Genomic DNA, 21,699 nt, shown 5'->3' with positions numbered 1-21,699 from the left:
GCGTCGGCTGCGGGTTCCGCAACATGACCAACTACCGAAGGCGCATCATGATCCACATCGCCGTCACCCGACAGCGACCGACCGCAGCATGAACGACCCACCCCGCGGAAAGTCGAAGAGCCCGTTTGTTGACCAGCCAGAGCCGATTGTCAAACCAAACCAGCTTCAGCAGAGTCCGGCCGTGAGAGTCAACCTCGCGGACATCACTGCCGCGGTCCCAATGCGAGATGCGACCTACTCCGTCAGCGCCAGAGTAGTGCCTAGTGCCTGGAACGAACGGGGTGATCGGCGCCATACGCCAACCTACGCCGGCTCAGCAAACTTGTGCGGAAACACCTGCTGAGCTGCGGAAACACTGGTGGGCGATACTGGGATTGAACCAGTGACCTCTTCCGTGTCAGGGAAGCGCTCTCCCGCTGAGCTAATCGCCCGCTGCTGGAAGCCGTCAGGCTTCTGCGGAGGTGGGAACGGGATTCGAACCCGTGTACACGGCTTTGCAGGCCGTTGCCTCGCCTCTCGGCCATCCCACCGTGTTCCCCGGGATGATGGCCCAGGGCCGGTCCGAGCGGACGACGGGATTCGAACCCGCGACCCTCACCTTGGCAAGGTGATGCGCTACCAACTGCGCCACGTCCGCATACTCACCGCGACCGGCGCGGTGTGCTCGACCACTGTATCCGAGCGCCGGTCGGCACACCAAACCGCCCGGTCAGGCGTCCGAAGCGCGGTCGGCGACGATCAGCAACGCGGCCAGCTCGAGGTCGAGGTTGTAGTGCTCGCGTTCGCTGCCGAGCGGGACCATTTCCAGTGTGGCACTGGCGAAGTGCTCGAGGTCGGCCCGATCGGCGCGCAGCACGGCCCGACCGTCCGGCGAGCGCAACTCGATCATCACGGCACTGCTGGCGGGCAGCAGACCGGCAGCCGGGAACAGCTGCACATCGCCGCAGCCGGCCGGGGCGTGCAGCCCCTGCAGCAGCAGCTCCCTTGCGAACGACCACTCGACCGACTCGGCGTTGCCGAGCCGCAGCGACAGTTCAACGGCGAACGGCTGGTGGGCGCGGTAGCGCAGCTCGGCGTGGACGACCGGCGCGCCGGCCGCCGACTCGAGAACCATCTCGGTCTGTGCCGTCGTCATCTCTGCGGTGGTGCGGGACATTGTTTGCCTCCCCAGCCAGCTGCGGCAGCGCCGCATCGCTATCAGGTGTTCGCAGGTGGGACGCCGATGGGTTGGCTTCATCACGCATGAAACCGCAATTCACCCGATCGGAGCAGTCGCGGCTTCTGACTCCCCCGTCTCGCCGACCCCGCCCAGGCGCCGCCCGGTGGTCCGGCGCGCACCGGCGGTCGGGTACAGTAATGGCTGCTGTCGCGGCGGCCGGGGCACCGGAAAGTGCGGCAGTCGTCCCGGGCGATTAGCTCAGCGGGAGAGCGCTTCGTTCACACCGAAGAGGTCACTGGTTCGATCCCAGTATCGCCCACCACTCTGGCGAGAAATGCCCGGCCGAATGGCCGGGCATTTGCTGTCTCGGGGGTTGTCCTGCGGCTGGCGGACGTTCAGATGCGCTGCCGGGCAAGGACTTTGCGCGACACCCAGGCCTCAGCCACGAAGCTGACGATCGGGATCACTCCGGCCACCAGCACCGCGAGGATGCCCTTCATGCTCCAGCGCTCCTTGTAGCCGAGATCGAACGAGAACAGCACGTAGATCGCGAAGATCACGCCGTGGATCGGCCCCCACACCTGGGTGGCCCAGCGCTGGTCGAAGACGTATCGCATCACCATGGCGATCACCAGGATGAACAGCGCGACACCCTCGGCGAAGGCGGCGATCCGATAGCGGCGCAACGCCTTTGCTGTCTTCGGCGGCATCTCCGGCGCGCCGGGGGCGGGCTTGGTGGACGGTCGGGCAGGGTCAGTGGGCACGTCGGTCCTTCTCGGCGAGCGCGGCCAGGGCTCGGTTGTAGGCGGCCAGTTCGGGGTCGTCGTCGGCGTCGACGTCGGGCACGTAACCGACGAACGTCGCCGGCTCGGTGGACTCTTCGGCGCGGGCGCGGCGGGACGGCGTTGCCCGGTGGTCGGCCGGCTCCCGAGCCGTCACCTGGTGAGCGGACTCGCCACGATCCGGCTCCCGGTGATCCTCCGCTGCACCGCCGGACGCCGGGACCGGGCTCGCGCCGTTCACCGGTCGCGGCCCAGTGGCGGGATCAGCGTCCGACGCACCCGCTCCGTCGGCGTCACCGGCCTTGGCCTCGTCCAGGATCGACGCGATGCCCTCGTCCAGTTCTTTGTCGTCCTGCTCGTCCTTGGACTTCTCCAGCAGCAGGAACCGCACCCACATGTAGATGAAGCCGAGGCCGAAAGCCGGCCACAGCACGGCGTATGCCAGGTTCTGCATGGTGCCGGCCGTTTCCTGGCTGCGGTGCCACTGCCAGAAACCGAGCCGAACGCACACCACCACCGCGGCCACCATGATGAGGTGGCCGACCAGCCACCCGGGCTTCAGGAAGCGGCGATCCACACCGGCGACGGTAGCACCGGACCCGATGTGCACCCGGTCACGCCCGTGCCTGCCCGTCCGCGCAGCGAGCGGCGTCGTCGCCGGCGACCAACCCCGCCGCTGCGGTGACCGCCGCGGTGCGGCCCGCCGGCACCAGCAGCAGATCGGCCACCGTGTCGACGTCGCGCCGCAGCCAACTGTCGTCGCCGACCACCAGCTCGCGCGCCCCCTCGGCCAGATGCGCGGCGAACGATCCCGGTCCGTACCGCTGCCTGATCCGATCCGCGGACGTACCTGCCAGCAGGGTGGTCCCGCTGCCCTGCCGGTCCGGTATCGCCAGCAGGGTCGCCCCGCGCGCGAACTCGTCCTCGGCCAACGCCAATGCCCGGTCCAGCTCGTCGCCGGCGACGCCGGGCAGGTCCGCGGGCAGCACCGCCACCGGCCCGGTTCCCGCGGCGGCCAGCCCGTCGCCGATGGCGGCGTTCAGTTCGCGGGTGTCGGTGCGCACCAGCGTCAGCCGGTCGGCGGCGCGCCCGAGGTCACGGCGCAGTGCGGCACCATCGGCGGCGTCCTCGATCACGACCAGCACCGCGCGCACCCGCCGCGCCGCGACCGCACCGGTCAGGGTGTCGGCCGCGAGCGCCCTGGCCAACGAACGCCGCACGGCGGACGCCATTTGGATGCGGCTCTTGCCCCTGCTGGTCGCCTTGACGGGCACCACAACGGTCCAGCGCCGATCAGCGAACGGCGGGGTCGACTGCTCCACCCCGACATTGTGCGCCGCGGGCTGCCTCACTCCGAGTCGAGGATGCGCTGCTTCTGCTCGGCGATGTCGAAGTCGGCGGGCGGATAGCTGAGATCGAGCTGGGAGAGCTTCTCCGACAGCAGCGCCGCCACCGCCCAGTTGCGGTACCACTTCTTGTCGGAAGGGATCACGTACCAGGGCGAGCCGACCGTGCTGGTGCGGCGCAGTACGTCGCTGTAGGCCTGCTGGTACTCGTCCCAGTAGCCGCGTTCGTCGACATCGGCGGGGTTGAACTTCCAGTACTTGGTCGGGTCGTCCAGCCGCGCCAGCAGCCGCTGCGCCTGCACCTTTTTGGAGATGTGCAGAAAGCACTTTATGAGCACGGTGCCCTGCCTGGCCAGCTCCCGCTCGAAAGCGTTGATCTGGGCATATCGCTTGCTCCACACCGTTTTCGGCACCAGATCGTGGACCCGCACAATCAGCACGTCCTCGTACTGGGAGCGGTTGAACACCCCGATCTGCCCGGCCGCAGGCACCTGCCTGCGGATGCGCCACAGGAAGTCGTGCTCCAGCTCCTCGGCGGTGGGCGCCTTGAACGAGGCCAGTCGCACCGCACCGGGATTCAGCAGCCCGACAACGTGTTTGATCACCCCGTCCTTGCCGGCGGTGTCCATCCCCTGCAGCAGCAACAGCACCCGGCGTTTGCTGCCGGCGGTGGCCTCGGCGAACAGCTGCTCCTGCATGGTCGCCAGTGCCGGGCCCATCTTCTCCAGCTGCTTGACGGCGTGCTTCTTGTTCTTCGGCCCGCCCGGCAACGGTTCCGTCGGCAGCTCGGACAGTTCGAAATCCGATGGAGTCGCCAGCGACGCCGCCAGTCCGGTGAACCGCGGCTGGTCGACCAGCTCGGGGATCTCCACCTTGGCCGGTGGCGGGCTGATCGGTTTGCTCGCCACCGCCGCCTTGCGGGTCGACCTGGATGACGAGCCGGCCGATGACGCGCGCTTGGCCGGAGCGGTCTTGGCCGCAGCGGTCTTGCTCGCCGGCTTGCGGGTCTTGCTCGCCGGCTTCGCTGCGGCCTTCGCGGATTTCGCCGGCTGCTTGCTGGAACGGTTGTTTGGCATGAGCCACCTTGACATGAACCACCCGCGGCCGCGCGCCTCCCGCGCCGAGCGAACAGCAACGCCCTGACGCTCCCCCGCGCAACGATGCCGTCGTCGGTCCGGAATCTTTGCAACAGACCTGCTTTGCCCGGCCCATCCGAGACCCGGAACGCTGCGTCCTGCCCGATTACGCTCGGAAGATGACCCACAGCACGACGAGCACGCTCGCCAACGGATCCGCCGCTGCTTCCACCACCGCCGAACTTCTCGCGTTGGACGACCAATGGTGCGCGCACAACTACCACCCGCTGCCGGTGGTGATCGCCAGTGCGAATGGCGCCTGGGTCACCGACGTCGACGGCCGCCGCTACCTCGACATGCTCGCCGGCTATTCGGCGCTGAACTTCGGGCACCGACACCCCGATCTGGTTGCCGCCGCGATCGACCAGCTGCAGCGGGTGACGCTCACCTCGCGCGCCTTCCACCACGACCAGCTCGGCCCGTTCTGTGCCGAGCTGGCCGAGCTCACCGGCACCGAGATGGTGCTGCCGATGAACTCCGGCGCCGAGGCCGTCGAGTCCGCGCTGAAGGTCGCCCGCAAGTGGGCCTACCGGGTCAAGGGCGTGCCGGAGAACCGCGCGCAGATCGTGACCGCAGGCGGAAACTTCCACGGCCGCACCATTTCCATCGTCTCCTTCTCCGACGACCCGGTGGCCACCACCGACTACGGGCCGTTCACCCCCGGTTTCGTGAACGTGAAGTACGGCGACGCGCAGGCGCTGCAGGCGGCCATCACCGACGACACCGCAGCGGTGCTGATCGAACCCATCCAAGGTGAGGCCGGCGTTGTGGTGCCGCCGCCCGGCTACCTGGCGCAGGTCCGGCGCATCTGCACGGAGCACAACGTGCTGCTGATCGCCGACGAGATCCAGTCGGGCCTCGGCCGCACCGGACGCACCCTTGCCCTCGACCACGAGGGGGTGCGGGCCGACCTCTACACCCTCGGAAAGGCCCTCGGCGGCGGGATTCTCCCGGTTTCGGCGGTGGTCGGCCGGCGCGACGTGCTCGGCGTGCTGACCCCGGGCACCCACGGCTCGACGTTCGGCGGCAACCCCCTGGCCGCGGCCGTCGGCCGTGCCGTGATCCGGCTACTGCAGACCGGCGAGATGCAGCGCCGCGCAACAGATCTCGGCCAGCACCTGCACAGCAGGCTCGGCGAGCTGGTCGGTCGCGGGGTGGCCGAGGTACGCGGTCGCGGTCTCTGGGCCGGGGTTGAACTCGCCCCCGGCGGGCCAACCGGGCGCCAGGTGAGCGAGGCCATGATGGCCCGCGGCGTGCTGATCAAGGAGACGCACGAGAACACCCTGCGATTCGCGCCGCCGCTGGTGATCACCGCAGCCGAGATCGACTCGGCGGTGGCCGATCTGGACGCGGTGCTGAACGCCGGCTGACGCCGTCCGGCCCCGGCACTCAGCTGCGTTTGGTGCAATGGTCGAGTGCAGCTGCTGTTTCCGCCTTCCGTCCCCGGCCAGCCCATGGCGCCGACCCGCGATCTCGACCTGAGCGGCAAGGGCGACCTCACCACCGTCGAGAACGCGCTCGCCGCGGTACTGGCCTGGCCGGCGGCGCCCGGCCCCGACGGGGTCACCGTCCGCGCCAACATGGTCGAGTCGCTCGACGGCGGCACCACCGTCGCCGGCAGTTCGGCGGCGCTCAGCGACCCTGCCGACCAGAAACTCATGGGCCTGCAACGCGACCTTTCCGACGTGGTGCTGGTGGGCGCCGGCACCGTCATCGACGAGAAATACCCAGGGGCGCGCGACTACCCGAAGCGGCAGCGTCGCCGGGAACGCTGGCACCGCACTCCGGTGCCGCGCTGGGCGATTGTGGCGTCCCGTCCGCTGCCGGACGACCTACCCGCTCTGGTGGACAGCGCCGCGGCCGGCTACCCCGCCTACGTGCTGTCGCCGGACGGCGTCGCCCAGCCGGACACCGCCGAGGTGATCCGCACCGGCGCCGATCTCGACCTGCGCACCGGGCTACGCGCGCTCGCCGAAGGCGGGGCCCACCGGGTGCTGTGCGAGGGCGGCCCGCACCTGCTGGGGCGGCTGGTCCGCGACGGTCTGCTGGACGAACTGTGCCTGACCATCGCGCCCTACCTGCTCGGCACCGGCACCACCATGGCGCTGCTCGGCGGGACGGACCTGGCCGACACCGACCCGACGGCCGAGCCGTGGCAGCTGGCCAGCCTGCTGGCCGAGAGCAACCATCTGTTCGCGCGCTACCGGCGGCCGTGATGCGGCCGGTCAGCAACAGAACTCGGGCGTTGTGGGTGCTCGCCGTCGTCGGCACCGTGGCGGCGCTGCTGGCCGGCTGCACCGTCGGCCCGTCCGCCCGGCCCGCCGTCGCCACCTACGGACCCGGCGGCGGACCACCACCCCCGCCGACCTCGGCGCCGGCCAGCTCGGCCCGGCCCACCGGACCAGGAGGACCCGGCCAGCAGGCCGAGCCGCTGGACTTCGGCACCTGCTCGCCGCCCGACGTCACCGACCCGAGTCCGCGCAGCCAACCGCCCGTCACGATCAGCCTCGACCTGACCTGCGCCGAACTGCGCGTCCCTGCGGACTATCAACAGCCCAGCGGCAACAGCCTCGTGCTGCAGGTGGCGCGGGCCCGCACCGCCGAAACTCCGCTGGACGCAGCACCTTTGGTGGCCGTCATCGATCCGCCTGACGTCGGCACCGCCGGTCTGGAAGCCTTCGCGGCGTCGCTGCCGGCCGGGATGCTCGACCGGCAACCGGTGGTGACCATCGACCTGCGCGGCGCCGACGGCGAGCTGAGCTGCCTGGACGACAGCACCATGCTGGCGCTGCTGTCGCCTCCGGCCGCCGTCGCAGATGCCGCCGCCGCCACCGACCTGATCGACCTTGGCAAGCAGGCCACCTTCGACTGTGAAAGCCGCATCGGATCCGACATCAGCCGGGTCGGGTCGACGATCGCCGCCGACGATCTCGACACCCTGCGCAGCGCGCTCGGGCAGGACCGCTTGCAGCTGCTCGGCCGCGGCCTGGGCGCCACCATCGGCGCCGAGTATGCGCACCGCTACCCGGGACGGGTGCAGCGGCTGGTGCTGGACGGGCCGGCGGACCCGACGGCAACGCTGCTCGCCGGCGCGCAGACCGAGGCCAAGGCGCTGGAGGCAGCGCTGGACGACTTCACCGCCGATTGCGCCGCCCGGGGTGCTGACTGCCCGCTGGGTGCCGATCCCCGCAGCACCGTCACCGAGCTGATCCAGCAGCTCGGCGAAACCGGCAGGGGCTCGTCCGGACTGCTGATCAACGGCGGCACCGTGCTGCTGCTGCTCGCCAAGCTGCTCGGCGACCAGCGCGGCTGGGACCAACTCGCCACCGCACTCGGCAACGCGGCCGGCACCGGCGCCACCGACGGCCGGACGGCAAGGCTGCAGGGCTTGCAACAGCTGCTCAGCAGCACCTTCCGGGTCAGCCGCCGCAGCGGTTATCTGGAACAACAACTCGCCTACCGCTGCAACGACGCCGCCCAGCGCCCGTCCGCCGAGCAGATCGCCAGCGCCGCCGACGCCGCCGGGAAGGCATCGCCCACCTTCGGTGCGTTCCTGGTCGGGCAGGCCGCGCTGTGCAGCGGCTGGCCCCCGGCCACCGCGGCATTGACCAGGGCGTCCGCGCCCGGCGCCGCACCGATTCTGGTGCTCGGCGCCGTGAACGACCCCGTCTCGCCCTACGCCGAGGTGCAGGCGCTGACCCGGCAACTGGCCTCGGCGCGGCTGCTGTCGTGGCAGTCCGGGCAGCACGGCAGCTTCCCCGGCGGCAGCTGCGTGAACACCGCGGTCGAGCGCTACCTGACCGACGGCGCGATGCCGACCCAGGGCGCCATCTGTCCGCCGTGACCGGGAGTAGCGTTGACGGCATGAGCGCGGCACCGGAGCAACCAGCCAACACCGAGCAGCCCGCCAAGGGCGAGCAGCCTGCCAAGCCTGCCAAGGTGGAGAAGACCGAAGAGCAGTGGCGGGCCGAGCTCGGTCCCGAGGCGTACCACGTGCTGCGTGAGGCCGGCACCGAGCGGCCGTTCACCGGCGAGTACACCGACACCACCACCGAGGGTGTCTACCGCTGCCGGGCGTGCGGCGCCGAACTGTTCCGGTCGGACACCAAGTTCGCCAGCCACTGCGGGTGGCCCAGCTTCTACGCGCCCAGCGGCGCCGACAACGTCGTGCTGCTGTCCGATGACTCGCACGGCATGCGCCGCACCGAGGTGCGCTGCGCGGTCTGCGACTCGCATCTTGGCCACGTGTTCGAGGGCGAGGGCTACCCGACGCCGACCGATCAGCGGTACTGCATCAACTCCATCTCGATGACGCTGGAGCCCGCCGGACAGTGAACTCGGCGCGGCGATCGGGGCAACGTCGGTCGCCGACCGTAAGGTCAGGCCATGACCCGGCCACCGATGGTCACCGCTGGCCGCAGCAGCGGCGGGAACGAGCAGCTCACCGACACCCCCGTTCCGGGGGTGTTCCGACGTGCGGTCGCTTCGCTGGACGAGGTGACGAGCCGGCCGGAGATTGTGCTGGAGCCGCTGACCGCACCGCGTCGGCTGGCACCGTTCGCGCATGCGTTGTCGGCCACCGTCTATTCGCCGGACGGCGACGAGATCGGGTCGGGACGGCTGGTGCTGCTGCACGACCCGGACGGGGTGGAGGCCTGGGACGGGACGCTGCGCATCGTCGTGTTCCTCACCTGCGAACTGGAGTCGGAGGTTGCCACCGACCCGCTGTTGCCCGAGGTGGCGTGGAGTTGGCTGGTCGAAGCCCTCGACGCCGTGCCCACCGAGCACACCGCGGGTGAGCCGCAACCTGCGGATGGCGCTGCTCCCGACGTCATCACCGACACCGGGTACACCGCGCTGGGCGGCACCGTCACCTGCACCACGTCCACCCGTTTCGGCGACATTTCCGGACCGGTCCACGCTGACGACCTCGAGATGCGCGCCTCGTGGACTCCGCGCTCGCCGGATTGCGCTCCGCACCTGGGCGCTTTCCTCGAATTGCTGACAACGGCAACGGGTCTACCACCGGAAGGCGTGGCCTCCATTCGGGTGGCACATCGCCCGAATGCCCAGTAGCCAGCTACTCCCGATTGAAGTCCCCACGCGCGTCGCTTGACCCGGTCACCCCGCTCCGGTGAAACTACGTATCGGAGGGATCAACGCGGGCCGGTGCATTTCTGCCCTTGTCACCCGATCGGCGCTGCATCTTTCGGAAGGGTTCGGCCGACCGCACGGCCGAGCAAACCGGGGTAACAGCGGCGTATCCAAGAGGTAGAAGGACGACTGGTGAAGATGACGCTGACCAGCAATCTCGATCACAGCGGCGCGGCCGGATCGCCCGCTCAGCAACCCGCTGGGCCGCTCCTGCCGCGCCCGCGCCAGGCCACCGACACCACCGATGCCGCTACCGTCCCGGCCGCCGGCGGCGTCAGGGTGCTGATCGCCGACCCTGACGCCACCAGCCGCGAGTCCAGGGTGACGGCGCTGCGGGAATCCGGACTCACCAGCGTCACCGCACCGTCGGACGTGTCGCAGATCCCGCAGCAGCTCATCGCCCAGCCGGGCGGAAACCTGCTGCTGGTCAGCCTGACGCTCGGCCCGGCCGTCGCGCCCATCGTCGAAGCCGCCAAAGAGGCGGGCTGGAGCCGGGTCATCGCGCTCGCTCCGGCCGCGGAGATCGGCCCGGTGATCGACGCCATCGGCGCCGGTATTCACGGCGTATTGGTGGGCCGGCGCGCGAACCCGGCCACCGCCAGTGTCCCGTCCACCGTGCACGAGCTGTCCAGCCGCGAAGTCGAGGTCCTGCGGTTGGTGGCCGACGGCCGGTCGAACAAGTGGATCGGCGACTACCTCTCGCTGTCCGCGCTCACCGTGAAGAGCCACCTGGCCAGGATCGGCCGCAAGCTCGGCACCGGCGACCGGGCACACATGGTGGTGCTGGCCCTGCGCGCCGGAGTCATCTCCTGAACCGCTCAACGAACGCCTTGAGCGAATCCTCGAACGACTCCCCCAGCGACCAGGACGCAGCGCCGCCGATACCGCTGACGGCACCCGAGTCCGGGTTCCGCGGTCCGCTCACCGACGTCGCCGACCTCGCCGAGTTGGCCGCCGCGCTCGGTACCGGCGCCGGACCGATCGCGCTGGACGCCGAGCGCGCCAGCGGCTTTCGCTACTCAGCGCGGGCCTATCTGGTGCAGTTGCGGCGGGACGACGTCGGCACCGTGCTGCTCGATCCGATCGCGCTCGGCAGCGCGGTGGCCGACCTGGCCGAGCCGCTGCACACCGGCGAATGGATTCTGCACGCCGCCAAGGAAGACCTACCGTGCCTGGCTGAACTCGGGCTGCGACCGGACCGGCTGTTCGACACCGAGGTGGCCGCCCGGCTGGCCGGGCTGCCGAAGGTCGGCCTCGGAGCGCTGGTGGAACAGCTGTTGGGCCGCGGGCTGGCCAAGGGGCACGGCGCCGAAGACTGGTCGAGCCGCCCGCTGCCGGAGAGCTGGCTGGTGTACGCCGCGCTCGATGTCGAACTGTTGGACGCGCTGCGCGTCCAGCTCACCGCGTTGCTGCGCGAGCAGGGCAAGTGGGAGTGGGCGCAGCAGGAGTTCGCGGCGCTGGCCGCAGCCGGACCGCCGGCGCCCAGGGCCGAGCCGTGGCGCCGGGTGTCCGGGCTGTCGCAGCTCAAGGATCGCCGCGGGCTCGCGGTGGCAAGGGAACTGTGGCAGGCGCGAGACCAACTCGCCGCCGAGCGCGACATCGCCCCGCACCGGGTGCTTCCGGACGCCGCCATCGTCGCGGCCGCGTCCCGGCCGATCGGCAGCGCCGACGAGCTCGCCAAGGTCTCGGTGTTCGGTGGGCGGTCGCAGCGCCGCCAGTTGCGCCACTGGTTCGACGCGGTGCAGCGCGGACGCCGACTGCCGGACGGGCAGCTGCCGGTCCGGCGGCCGGAAACCGACGCCGCCCCCCCACCTGGCCGGTGGGAACGCCGGGACCCGGACGCCGCCGCACGGTTGGCGGTGCTGCGCGACGGGCTTGACGCGTTAGCCGAGCGCTGGTCGATGCCGGTGGAGAACCTGGTGACGCCATCGCTGGCACGTCAGGTGCTGTGGGATCGGGTCGACCCGACGGCGGTGCCGGACCGGCTGACGGCCGGCGGGGCCCGGCCGTGGCAGGTCGAGCTGGTGACGCCGGTGCTCAGGGACGCTCTCGCCACCCGCTAAGTTACTGGCGAGTAGCATTGCTGGTGTTCCCGGCTCCAAGCCCTAGGAGGCTGACGTGACTTCCGCCCCACCACGGAGCGCCCCGGCGCGCACGCTCAACGATGTGGTCTTCGTCGAAGGGGTGCGCACCCCGTTCGGCCGCGCCGGCGACAAGGGCCAATACGCCCAGACCCGCGGCGATGACCTGATGGTCAAGGTGATCCGAGAACTGTTGCGGCGCAACCCTTCCCTGCCGCCGGAGCGGGTCGACGACGTGGCCGTCGCCGCCGTGGCGCAGACCGGCGACCAGGCCCCCACCATCGGCCGCACCGCCGCCATCCTGGCCGGGTTGCCGGAGTCGGTGCCAGGTTTCGCGCTGGACCGGATGTGCGCCGGCGCGATGACGGCCGTCACCACCATGGCCTCGTCGATCGCCGTCGGCGCCTACGACGTCGCCATCGCCGGCGGTGTCGAGCACATGGGACACCATCCGATGACGGCGTCCGGCGCCGATCCGAACCCCCGCTTCATGACGGACAACCTGGTCTCGGCCGACGCTCTCAACATGGGCGTCACGGCCGAGAATCTGCACGACAAGTACCCGACGCTGACCAAGCAGCGCGCCGACACCTACGCCACGGCCTCCCAGGAGAAGTACGCAAAAGCGTTGGCGGACGGCAACATCACCCCCGATCTGGTCCCGGTCGCCACCCGGTCGGCCGAGCAGGGCTGGGGGCTGGCCACCACCGACGAGCCGCCCCGTCCGGGCAGCACCGTCGACGGCATGGCCAACCTGAAGACGCCGTTCCGGCCGCACGGCAGGGTCACCGCCGGCAACGCCTCCCCGCTCACCGACGGCGCCACCGGTTGCCTGCTCGCCTCCGCCGAGGCCGCGGAAGAACTTGGCCTGCCGGTCCGGATGCGGATGGTCACCTTCGCCTTCGCCGGCGTCGCGCCGGAGACCATGGGCGAGGGCCCGGTGCCGGCCACCGAGAAGGCGCTGGCCAAGGCCGGTTTGACCATCGACGACATCGGGCTGATCGAGATCAACGAGGCCTTCGCGGTGCAGGTGCTGACCTTCACCGAACACTTCGGCATGGCCGACGACGACCCCAGGGTCAACCAGTACGGCGGCGCCATCGCCGTCGGTCACCCGCTCGCCTCCTCCGGGGTGCGGTTGATGACGCAGCTGGCCCGCCAGTTCGAGCAGCACCCGCAGGTGCGCTACGGCCTCACCACCATGTGTGTCGGCCTCGGCATGGGCGGCGCGGTGATCTGGGAGAACCCGCACTACGACGGCAGTTCCGACCCCGACGGCGCCGCTGGCCCGGCCGCCGGCGCCGGCACCGCTACCGACAGCGGCACCGACAGCGGCGCTGAGGAAGGCACCAAGTGAGCACCGACACCACCACCGTCCCCACCGAATCCGCCGGCGACGCACCCGAGCTGGTGATCCCTGGCGAGGTCGTCACCAACGCCATCACCCGCCTGATCGACGTGCCCGGCGTTGCCGGCCAGGTGGCGCTGATCACCCTGGACAACGGCATGGACCACAACCGGCCCAACACCCTGGGACCGGCCGGCCTGCGCAGCCTTGACGCGGCGCTGGACCAGGCGTTCGCGGCGAAGCCCGCGGCGATCGCCGTCACCGGCAAGCCGTACGTGTTCGCCGCCGGCGCCGACCTGTCCGGGATCGGCGCGCTCAACGGCAAGGACGCGGCCCGAGCCATCGGCCAGTTGGGGCACAAGGTGTTTCGCCGGTTGCACGACAGCGACATCCCGACGTTTGCGTTCATCAACGGGGTGGCGTTCGGCGGCGGGATCGAGATCGGCCTGCACTGCCATTACCGCACGCTGGCAGCCAACGCCGGGCCGATGGCGCTGCCCGAGTGCTTTCTCGGCATCCTGCCCGGCTGGGGTGGCACCCAGCTGCTGCCACGGCTGATCGGCCCGGAGAACGCCGTCACGGTGATTGTCGAGAACCCGCTGAACAACAACCGCACGCTGCGCACCAAGGACGCGGCCGCGTTGGGTGTCGTCGACCAGGTCTTTGACGGCGCGGACTTCCTCGAGCAGTCGCTGCGCTGGCTCGCCGATGTGGTGAGCGGCTCGGTGACCGTGCCGCGCAAGGAGTTCAGCAGCGACGACTACGCCGCCGCTGTCGCCCGTGGGCGGTTCCTGGCGCAGCAGCGCACCCACGGTGCCACCACCGCACCGGCCAGGGCACTCGACCTGATCGAGGCGGCCGGCGGCGAGTTCGCCGACGACCTGACGGCCGGGTTCGCCGCCGAAGACGAAGCGCTGGCCGACCTAATCACCTCGGAGCCGTTCCGCGCCGGCCTGTACACCTTCAACCTGACCCAGAAACGTGCGCGCAAACCCGTTGGGGCGCCGGACAAGTCGCTGGCACAGCCGGTCACCAAGGTCGGCGTTGTCGGTGCCGGGTTGATGGCATCGCAGCTGGCGACATTGTTCGTGCGCCGGTTGAAGGTGCCGGTAGTCCTCACCGAGATCGACCAGCAGCGATTGGACGCCGGGGTGGCGAGGGTGCACGGCGAGATCAGCACGCTCGCCGAGAAGGGCCGGATCTCGCCCGCCGAAGCCAACCGGCTCACCGCGCTGGTGACCGGATCGCTGGACTACTCGGCGTTCGCCGACGCCGATCTGGTGATCGAGGCGGTGTACGAGCAGCTTGAGGTGAAGCAGCAGGTCTTCGCCGAGCTGGAGAAACACGTTGCGCCCGAGGCGATTCTGGCCACCAACACCTCGTCGTTGTCGGTGACGGCGATGGCGAAGGGGTTGCAGCATCCCGAGCGGGTGGTGGGTCTGCACTTCTTCAATCCGGTCGCGGTGATGCCGTTGCTGGAGATCATCCGCGCCGAGCAGACCTCCGACGCCGCGGTCGCCACCGGGGTGGCGCTGGCCAAGCAGTTGCGCAAGAGCCCGATCATCTGTGCCGACGCCACCGGGTTCGTGGTGAACCGGCTGCTGCTGCGCTTCATGGGCGAGATCCTCGCCGCCATCGACGAGGGCACCGACCCGCAGGTGGCCGACATCGCGCTGGATCCGCTCGGCCTGCCGATGACGCCGATCATGCTGCTGCAGTTGGTCGGCCCGGCGGTCGCGCTGCACGTGCAGGAAACCCTCAACGCCAGCTGGCCGGATCGGTTCCCAGTGTCGGAAAACCTGCGCCGCACCGTCGATTCCGGCCTCAAGCAGCTGGTGAGCTGGGACGCCGACGGCACCCAGAAGGTCTCGGACGAGGTCCGCGAACTGTGGCAGGGCGGCGATCAACCGTCCACCGCCGAGCAGGTGCGGGAGCGGGCGCTGGCCGCGCTGGCCACCGAGGCCAGGCTGATGCTGGACGAGGGTGTGGTGTCCGACGCCGCCGACATCGATCTCGGCATGATCACCGGCGCGGGTTGGCCGGCCTGGCTGGGCGGGATCACCCCGTATCTGGACCGCGAGGGCATCTCGGAGAAGGTGACCGGCAAGCGGTTCGCCCCTGCCGGGGTGGCCACCCTCCCGGCTTGACGAGTTATCCGGCTGCCCGGTTGCCGTCGCGGAGCATCGCGGTGGTGACCGGGCAGTCGTCTGCCTCGGTCTGCAGGATCTTCCGCTGGGTCTCGCGGGCCTGCAGGTAGCGTCGCTTGCCGGCCGGCGTCAGCTCCGCGGACACCGAACGACGGTCGGCGTCGCAGGTCTTCCGGCGGAGCAGGCCGTCGTCGTGCAGCCGCCCCACCAGCCGCGACAGCGCACTCTGGGTGACGCAGGCGGTCTGGGCCAGCTCGCTCATCCGCACCGACCCGCCGGCCTGGTACATCTGCTCCAACACGGTGAACTCGCTCGAGGTCAGGCCGTGCGCGGCCGACAGCGCCCGGTCCAGCTGGCAGGTGATCCGATGGAACCGGCGCACCAGTTGTTGCCAGCCCTCGGCCAGCTCGTCGACTTCGGCCGACTCTGCGGCGATCGTCCCGCGCGTCTGTGCACCCACGAGCCGCATCCTACTCCATGCAGATGAATTTAATGTTTCCGCATTATTTGCTTGCGCATTAGATGCACGTGCATAAGACTGACCGGCATGGAATGCGCCACCCCTACGCGCAGCGCGACGTCGCTGCCGAATTTCATCCCTACTGACATCCCCGCTCCCGCTGATACCAAGCCCACCGGCTCCTGCCCTGCTGGCGCAGATGCTGGCGCTGGTGCTGGCGATGGCGCTGGTGTTGCCGGCGCTGGTGCTAGTGCTGACGCCGTTGGCGCTGGCGCTGGTGCTGGTGCTAGAGCTGCTCGCGCTGGTGTTGCTGCCTCGGCGCCGGCTCCGGCCGCTCAGCAGACCGCCGGTTCGCACGTGTCCGGCACCAGCTGGCCAGGGCGCGTCTGGGCGCTGCTGCTGGTGATGTGTGGCGCGCTGTTCCTCGACGCGCTCGACATCTCGATGGTCGGGGTGGCGCTGCCGTCGATCGGCGGCGACCTCGGCATGACGCCAACCAGCCTGCAGTGGATCGTCTCCGGCTATGTGCTCGGCTACGGCGGGCTGTTGTTGCTCGGTGGCCGTGCCGCTGACCTGTTCGGACGCCGACGGATGTTCCTGGCCGCCGTCACCGTGTTCGGCGTCGCCTCGGTGATCAGCGCCATGCTCAGCGATCCCACCGCGATCATTGCACTGCGCTTCATCAAGGGCGTGTCCGCCGGCTTCACCGTACCGGCCGGCATGTCGATCATCACCACCACGTTCGCCGAGGGACCTGCCCGCAACAAGGCACTGAGTATCTACACCGTCGCCGGCGCCAGCGGTTTCTCACTTGGCCTGGTGTTCGGCGGGCTGCTCACCGAGATCGGTTGGCGCGCAACGCTGTTGTTCCCCGGACCGGTGGCGCTGCTGATCGTGCTCGCCGGCTGGCGGCTGATCCCAAGAACTACCGGCACCGACCGGGCCCGCGGCGCCCTCGATCTGCCCGGCGCGCTGACCAGTACCGGTGCGCTGCTGGCCCTCGTCCTCGGCGTGGTGCAGGCACCGCACCGGGGCTGGACCGATCCGCTGGTGCTGGTGCTGCTGGTCGGCGCTGCCGCGCTGGCTGTTGGGTTTGTGCTGATCGAACGCCGGCACCGGCAGCCGTTGGTGCGGTTGGGCATTCTGCAGTCGCGCCCCTTGGTGCATGCAAACCTGGTGGGCGCCATCATGTTCGGCAGCTACGCGGCCTTCCAGTTCTTGGTGACGCTGTATCTGCAGGACGCGCTGGGCTGGTCGCCGCTGCAGATGGCGCTCGGTTTTCTGCCTGCCGGAATTCTGGTGGCGCTATCGGCCGGGGCGATGGACCGGGTACTCGACCGCTTTCCCACCCAGCTGCTCATCGCCATCGGGTTGACCGCGTTCGCGGTGGGCTATGCCCTGTTCCTGTCGGTGCGACCGGGGCAGAACTACCTGTCGTTCCTGCTGCCGACAATGTTGTTGCTGGGGTTGGGGTTTGCGCTGTGCTTCCCGTCCATCAACGCGCAGGCGACCGCGGGCGTTGTCGACGACGAGCAGGGCCTGGCGTCCGGCCTGGTGAACACCTGCGTGCAGGTGGGCGGCGCGATCATGATGGCCGTGGTCACCGCCATCATCGGCACCGGCACCGCGACCAGCGGTCAGTTGCTGCCCGGCATGGGCACCGCGATCGTGGTGATCACCGTGCTTACCACCGCCGGCCTGATCGGCACGGTGTGGGTGGCGGCGAAGCTGCTGCGCTCGCGTAAGGCGGCGAGCGTTGCCGCCGCTCCAGCCGGAGCCACCGGAGCCCCCGGCGAATTCACCGCGGACGAGAACGCCACCGATGCGCCGGTGGCGGCCAGGGTGACCGACTAACGCCCAGGGTGTTCCGGGCGCGCCGACCGGCTCTCGTCACCGGAGCGGCGCCGCTCGCCAGGGGTCCGCGCGGCGCCGGACACATGTCCGGCGACCGTGCGGGCGATGGCCTGGCCGGTCAATCCCTTCTCCGCCAACAGGTCCGACCGCGAGGCGGCCTCCAGGAAGTCCTGGGGCAGGCCGAGTACCAGCACGTCGGCGTCGGTGGGCAGCGCGTCACGGATGGCGGCGCCGACGCCGCCGGACCGGCCACCGTCCTCCACCGTCACCACATGCCGGTACTCCGAAGCCAGCTCGACAAGTTCGGGTGAGACCGGCAACACCCAACGCGGATCGACAACGGTGGCGTCGATACCGTGGTCGGCCAGCCGCTCGGCGGCCTCCACTGCTGCCGCGGCCAGCACTCCGACGCCGATCAGCAGCACCCCACCGGGTGCCTCGCGTTCGTACAGCACATCGATCGCCGCATCGCCACTGCCGATCCGGCGTACCGCCGGAAGCTCCTGCGGCACAGCGCCTTTCGGGTAGCGCAGCAAAGTCGGCCGGTCGTCGACGTCGAGCGCCTCGGCCAGCTCTGCGCGCAAGGTGGCGCCGTCCCGGGGAGCAGCCAGCCGCAGCGCCGGCACCGTCGCGGCGATCGTCATGTCCCACATGCCGTGGTGGCTGGGGCCGTCCTCGCCGGTGATGCCGGCCCGGTCGAGTACCACGGTGACGCCGCGGCCGTGCAGCGCGCAGTCCATCAAAAGCTGATCGAACGCCCTGTTCAAGAAGGTCGAGTACAACGCCACCACCGGGTGCAATCCGCCGAAGCTGAGACCGGCGGCGCTGGTCAAGGCGTGTTGCTCGGCGATACCCACATCGTAGAACCGGTCGGGATAGTGCTCGGCGAACGGCCCGAGCCCGGTCGGCCCGCTCATCGCAGCGGTGATGGCGACAACGTCGTCGCGGATGGCGGCGTGCCGCACCAGCTCCTCACCGAAGACCTGACCGAAGGTGCGCACCCCGGCAGCCAGCGGCTTCCCGGTGTCCGGGTCGAAGGCCGCGGGCGAGTGCATCATCTCGGCCTCGTCGGCCAGCGCCGGCGGGTAGCCCTGGCCCTTGTTGGTGATGCAGTGCACCAGCACCGGACCGCGGAAACCCTTGGCGCGCTGTAGTGCTCGCTCCACCGCGCCGATGTCGTGTCCGTCGACCGGGCCGAGGTACTTCAGCCCGAGATCTTGAAAGAGCGTCTGCGGCAAGAAGAAATCCTTGATCGCCGACTTCATCGCATGCAGCACGCCGAACATGGGCCGGCCGATGCCGGGGGCGCGGAGCAGACCGCCCTTGACGGCGCCGAGCATTTGTTCGTAGCCGGGCTTGAGACGCAGGGCGGCCAGCCGCTCGGCCATGCCGCCGGTGGTGGGCGCGTACGAGCGGCCGTTGTCGTTGAAGACGATCACCAGCGGGCGGTCCTTGCCGGCGGCGATGTTGTTCAGCGCTTCCCATGCCATGCCGCCGGTCATCGCACCGTCGCCGATCACCGCGACCACGGTGCGGTTCTTCTCGCCGCGGACGTCGAACGCCTTCGCCATGCCGTCGGCGTAGCTCAGCGAGGTGGAGGCGTGGGAGTTGCCGACCCAGTCGTGCTCGGATTCGGCCCGATCGGGGTAACCGGACAGGCCGCTGCGCACTCGCAGCTGGTCGAAGTCGCCGGCCCGGCCGGTGACGATCTTGTGCACGTAGCTCTGGTGGCCGGTGTCGAACAGGATCGGATCGGCCGGCGAGTCGAAGACGCGATGCAGTGCCAGGGTGAGCTCGACAACGCCGAGGTTGGGGCCGAGGTGGCCGCCGCGCTTGGACACCTTGTCCACCAGGAACCGGCGAATGTCGGCTGCCAGCTCCGTCAATTGTTCGGGACTGGCAGCGCGGACGGCTGCCGGGGAGGTGATCCGATCGATCTGGGACACCCACCGCTCCCTTCCGTTGCCCGCGGGTGAGGTTGCCTGCGGGTGAGACAGTACCGCCCGCCGCTTGGTCAGTAGGCTCATGCAGCGTGTCCACCACAGCTGGCAACTCCAAGAATCCCACCGGTCCGGTGTCGCCGCCGCCGTCGCCGCTGAGCGCTGACCCGGCGCCCCGGCCGCTGGTGGTCGCGCATCGCGGGGCCAGCGCCGACGCCCCGGAGAACACCATGGCGGCGTTCCGGGCCGGCTGGCAGGCGGGCGTGCACTGGCTGGAGACCGACACCCAGCCGACGCTGGACAACGTGCCGGTGCTGCTGCACGACGACGACGTCGACCGCACCACCGACGGCACCGGTTCGGTGCGCGCGATGCAGGCCAACGACGTGGCGGCGCTGGATGCCGGGTCGCGGTTCGATCAACGGTTTGCCGGTGAGAAGGTGCCGGAGCTGGCGACCCTGCTGGCGGAGCTGCCCGCCGATGGGCGGGTGTTCCTCGAGTTCAAGGGGCCGCACACCCCGGACGAAGTGGTGGCGGTGCTGGATGTCTGCCGGGCGGCCGGGGTGGACGATCGGATCCTGGCGCAGTCGTTCCAGCGGGACGTGCTGAGCACCATCGGGCAGATTCAGCCGGGACGGCCGGTGGGGCTGCTCACCGAGGTGTGGGACACCGACCCGGTGGCGGCCTGCCGCGAGGTCAATGCGGTGACCTACAACCCGGCCGGCGAGCTGTTGTTGGCGCAGCCCGATCCCGCAGGCGCGGTGGCGGCGCTGCATGCCGCCGGGTTGGCGGTGGCGGTGTGGACGGTGGACGATCCCGCCGACTGGCAACGGATGCTGGACATCGGCGTTGACGTGATCATCACCAACACCCCGGCGAAGCTGCAGGACTGGCTGCGGCAGCGGGCGTGAGCCGGTTGGCTGCGGGTGACGGAGGCCCGACGGACGTGAGCCGGTTGACGGCGCGCGGCGGAGGCCCGACGGACGTGAGCGGTATGCAGCCGGCGGCGGTGCGGCCCGACCGGGCCGATGCGGTGGCGGTGGTGGTCCGTCCGCGGGTGGAGGCGGACCGGGCCGCGGTGCTGGCGGCGTTGACCGAGTGCGCGGCCGCCACCGGTTATCTCGGCGGGCCGGACGGCACGCTGGTGCCGGACGCCGAGGATCACGTCTACGACCCGCGGTTCACCTCGGCCTGGGTGGCCGAGCTGGACGGGGTGATTGTCGGGCATGTTGCGGTGATGCCGATGCGGCTAGGGAAGGACCCAGCGGCCGAGGACATCTGGATGGCAGCCACTGGGCGGCCAGCCGACGATCACCTGCTGGTGAAACGGTTGTTCGTGGCGCCGGGGGCGCAGCGACGCGGCGTCGCCGACCGGCTGCTGGATACCGCGGTCGCTGCAGCGCGGGCGGCCGGGCAGGTGGCCGTGCTCGATACGGCGGCTGTTGCGGTTCCAGCGCTGGCGATGTACCGCTCGCGCGGTTGGCACGAGGTCGGCCGGGCAGCCGCGCACTGGGCGGGTGACGAGTTCGGCATTGTGCTCTTTGTGCAGCCCGGTGCGTTGGCGGCTGGGGCGACCGGGGCAGCGTTGGCGGCGGGGGCGCCTGGGACGACCGGGGCAGCCGGGACGCCTGGGCCAACCGGGGTGCCTGGCGGGAGCTGAGTTGGCCGGCTCGGCGGACCGGCGGCCCGGGCAGAGAGCGGCTCGAGCAGGTCGGCGCGCTCGGCGGGCTGAGCAGCCCCAGCAGATCGGCGCGCGGCGGGCTGAGCGGCCCGAGCAGATCGGCACGCTCGACGGGCTGAGCGGCCCGAGCAGGTCGGCGTGCGCGGCGGGCGAACGGTCCCGCGGTGCGGGCGGTACCGCAGTCCTGCGGTCTCGGCGGGCGGGTCGGTTAGAAGGGCGGAGGGTCGTCATCGTGTTCGGACGTGGCCGGCTCCGGAGACAGAGGTATTGCGTCGGGTGGGCGTTGCGCCGGCAGGCCTGGCGCTTGCCGGTGGGAATCCTGTTGCGTCCCAAGGTGATCCGGCGACAGATCGGCGCCGCCACTGTTGGCCGCGACGCTCTGGTCGCTCGCGTCGGCAGCGCGGTCTCCTGTCGTTTCGGTTGGCTGCCACCAGGTTTCGGGTTCTCTGGTGTGGGTGCGGCCCAGCGGTGAGGTCCAGTGGTAGGTACCGTCGCTGGTGCGGGTGAGGGTCCAGCCGCCGCCGTCTTTGGCGCGGTGGTGGTGTTTGCACAGCAGGTTCAGGTTGTCCGCGCTGGTCGCCCCGCCGGCCTGGTACGGGATGCGGTGGTCG

Annotated in this window: 20 protein-coding genes and 4 tRNA genes; 13 read left to right on the top strand and 11 right to left on the bottom strand. The window is 70.3% G+C overall.

The features are described 5' to 3' along the window. Window positions 1–356: 356 nt before the first annotated feature. The 4 genes from HKD39_RS18465 to HKD39_RS18450 form a co-directional block, all read right to left on the bottom strand. Window positions 357–431 (bottom strand) — tRNA-Val (locus HKD39_RS18465). A 28-nt stretch (window positions 432–459) separates the two neighbouring features. Next, window positions 460–530: transfer RNA gene (locus tag HKD39_RS18460), tRNA-Cys, on the bottom strand. Between the two features lie 34 nt (window positions 531–564). After that, a tRNA-Gly gene (locus tag HKD39_RS18455) sits at window positions 565–637 on the bottom strand. A 72-nt stretch (window positions 638–709) separates the two neighbouring features. Continuing rightward, window positions 710–1,156, bottom strand: a complete 447-nt coding sequence (locus tag HKD39_RS18450; protein WP_171201344.1) for an SsgA family sporulation/cell division regulator — start codon at window positions 1,154–1,156, stop codon at window positions 710–712. A gap of 250 nt (window positions 1,157–1,406) precedes the next feature. On the opposite strand from HKD39_RS18450, the gene HKD39_RS18445 reads away from it, so the two are divergent. Beyond that, a tRNA-Val gene (locus tag HKD39_RS18445) sits at window positions 1,407–1,481 on the top strand. A gap of 73 nt (window positions 1,482–1,554) precedes the next feature. Here HKD39_RS18445 and HKD39_RS18440 read toward each other — a convergent pair. From HKD39_RS18440 to HKD39_RS18425, 4 genes are read right to left on the bottom strand one after another with little or no spacing between them, the layout of a single operon-like run. Further along, window positions 1,555–1,923 (bottom strand): DUF3817 domain-containing protein, encoded by a 369-nt coding sequence (locus HKD39_RS18440; RefSeq protein WP_171201343.1) that lies wholly within the window; start codon window positions 1,921–1,923, stop codon window positions 1,555–1,557. After that, window positions 1,913–2,518 (bottom strand): hypothetical protein, encoded by a 606-nt coding sequence (locus HKD39_RS18435; protein WP_171201328.1) that lies wholly within the window; start codon window positions 2,516–2,518, stop codon window positions 1,913–1,915. The genes HKD39_RS18440 and HKD39_RS18435 overlap by 11 nt, the downstream gene beginning before the upstream one ends. A 37-nt stretch (window positions 2,519–2,555) precedes the next feature. After that, entirely contained in the window at window positions 2,556–3,263 is a 708-nt protein-coding gene (locus tag HKD39_RS18430) for a 2-phospho-L-lactate guanylyltransferase (protein WP_171201342.1), read from the bottom strand. A gap of 26 nt (window positions 3,264–3,289) precedes the next feature. Continuing rightward, window positions 3,290–4,363, bottom strand: coding sequence for a polyphosphate kinase 2 family protein (locus tag HKD39_RS18425; RefSeq protein WP_171201341.1), 1,074 nt, complete (start codon window positions 4,361–4,363; stop codon window positions 3,290–3,292). Between the two features lie 179 nt (window positions 4,364–4,542). Here HKD39_RS18425 and rocD point away from each other — a divergent pair, with 179 nt between their 5' ends. The 9 genes from rocD to HKD39_RS18380 all read left to right on the top strand — a co-directional run bounded on the left by rocD (window position 4,543) and on the right by HKD39_RS18380 (window position 15,153). Beyond that, a complete protein-coding gene (gene rocD / locus HKD39_RS18420; protein WP_171201340.1) occupies window positions 4,543–5,793 on the top strand; it encodes an ornithine--oxo-acid transaminase in 1,251 nt (416 codons plus the stop codon). 45 nt (window positions 5,794–5,838) lie between these two features. Beyond that, on the top strand, window positions 5,839–6,639 hold the full coding sequence (locus tag HKD39_RS18415; RefSeq protein WP_171201339.1) for a dihydrofolate reductase family protein: 801 nt from the start codon (window positions 5,839–5,841) through the stop codon (window positions 6,637–6,639). Then, window positions 6,639–8,267: an alpha/beta hydrolase gene (locus HKD39_RS18410; protein ID WP_171201338.1), complete on the top strand. Its 1,629-nt coding sequence runs from the start codon at window positions 6,639–6,641 to the stop codon at window positions 8,265–8,267. The genes HKD39_RS18415 and HKD39_RS18410 overlap by 1 nt, the downstream gene beginning before the upstream one ends. 20 nt (window positions 8,268–8,287) lie before the next feature. Further along, the gene (msrB, locus tag HKD39_RS18405; RefSeq protein WP_171201337.1) at window positions 8,288–8,758 is read left to right on the top strand and encodes a peptide-methionine (R)-S-oxide reductase MsrB; all 471 of its coding nucleotides are present in this window, start codon (window positions 8,288–8,290) and stop codon (window positions 8,756–8,758) included. 66 nt (window positions 8,759–8,824) lie between these two features. Beyond that, window positions 8,825–9,499 carry a DUF3000 family protein gene (locus tag HKD39_RS18400; RefSeq protein WP_171201346.1) on the top strand — a complete coding sequence of 225 codons (675 nt, stop codon included), beginning with the start codon at window positions 8,825–8,827 and terminating at the stop codon, window positions 9,497–9,499. 216 nt (window positions 9,500–9,715) lie between these two features. After that, window positions 9,716–10,390 (top strand): LuxR C-terminal-related transcriptional regulator, encoded by a 675-nt coding sequence (locus tag HKD39_RS19055; protein ID WP_212754756.1) that lies wholly within the window; start codon window positions 9,716–9,718, stop codon window positions 10,388–10,390. A gap of 17 nt (window positions 10,391–10,407) precedes the next feature. Beyond that, entirely contained in the window at window positions 10,408–11,640 is a 1,233-nt protein-coding gene (locus HKD39_RS18390) for an HRDC domain-containing protein (protein WP_171201336.1), read from the top strand. Between the two features lie 55 nt (window positions 11,641–11,695). Then, window positions 11,696–13,015, top strand: a complete 1,320-nt coding sequence (locus tag HKD39_RS18385; RefSeq protein WP_171201335.1) for an acetyl-CoA C-acyltransferase — start codon at window positions 11,696–11,698, stop codon at window positions 13,013–13,015. 53 nt (window positions 13,016–13,068) lie between these two features. Next, window positions 13,069–15,153: a 3-hydroxyacyl-CoA dehydrogenase NAD-binding domain-containing protein gene (locus HKD39_RS18380; protein ID WP_343074776.1), complete on the top strand. Its 2,085-nt coding sequence runs from the start codon at window positions 13,069–13,071 to the stop codon at window positions 15,151–15,153. A gap of 4 nt (window positions 15,154–15,157) precedes the next feature. Here the strand turns inward: HKD39_RS18380 and HKD39_RS20145 are convergent, their stop codons facing one another. Next, the gene (locus HKD39_RS20145) at window positions 15,158–15,613 is read right to left on the bottom strand and encodes a MarR family winged helix-turn-helix transcriptional regulator (RefSeq protein WP_212754754.1); all 456 of its coding nucleotides are present in this window, start codon (window positions 15,611–15,613) and stop codon (window positions 15,158–15,160) included. Window positions 15,614–15,970: 357 nt separating this feature from the next. Here HKD39_RS20145 and HKD39_RS18370 point away from each other — a divergent pair, with 357 nt between their 5' ends. Beyond that, entirely contained in the window at window positions 15,971–17,467 is a 1,497-nt protein-coding gene (locus HKD39_RS18370) for an MFS transporter (protein ID WP_212754753.1), read from the top strand. On the opposite strand, the gene dxs is transcribed toward HKD39_RS18370, so the two are convergent. Continuing rightward, window positions 17,464–19,413, bottom strand: coding sequence for a 1-deoxy-D-xylulose-5-phosphate synthase (gene dxs, locus HKD39_RS18365; protein WP_343074774.1), 1,950 nt, complete (start codon window positions 19,411–19,413; stop codon window positions 17,464–17,466). The two genes, HKD39_RS18370 and dxs, sit on opposite strands and share 4 nt — an antisense overlap. An 86-nt stretch (window positions 19,414–19,499) precedes the next feature. On the opposite strand from dxs, the gene HKD39_RS18360 reads away from it, so the two are divergent. Together HKD39_RS18360 and HKD39_RS18355 are read left to right on the top strand one after the other, a co-directional pair. Further along, the gene (locus tag HKD39_RS18360) at window positions 19,500–20,318 is read left to right on the top strand and encodes a glycerophosphodiester phosphodiesterase family protein (RefSeq protein ID WP_171201331.1); all 819 of its coding nucleotides are present in this window, start codon (window positions 19,500–19,502) and stop codon (window positions 20,316–20,318) included. A gap of 83 nt (window positions 20,319–20,401) precedes the next feature. Beyond that, on the top strand, window positions 20,402–21,067 hold the full coding sequence (locus tag HKD39_RS18355) for a GNAT family N-acetyltransferase (protein WP_246233208.1): 666 nt from the start codon (window positions 20,402–20,404) through the stop codon (window positions 21,065–21,067). A gap of 229 nt (window positions 21,068–21,296) precedes the next feature. On the opposite strand, the gene HKD39_RS18350 is transcribed toward HKD39_RS18355, so the two are convergent. Further along, window positions 21,297–21,699: HNH endonuclease signature motif containing protein (locus HKD39_RS18350; protein ID WP_171201329.1), on the bottom strand; the 403-nt coding region annotated here is incomplete at its 5' end.

Origin of the sequence: Nakamurella aerolata (assembly GCF_013002705.1) — a bacterium.
GTDB lineage: Bacteria > Actinomycetota > Actinomycetes > Mycobacteriales > Nakamurellaceae > Nakamurella > Nakamurella aerolata.
The sequence above is the reverse complement of the archived record's forward strand: the minus strand, read 5'-3'. Positions and strand labels throughout refer to the sequence as shown.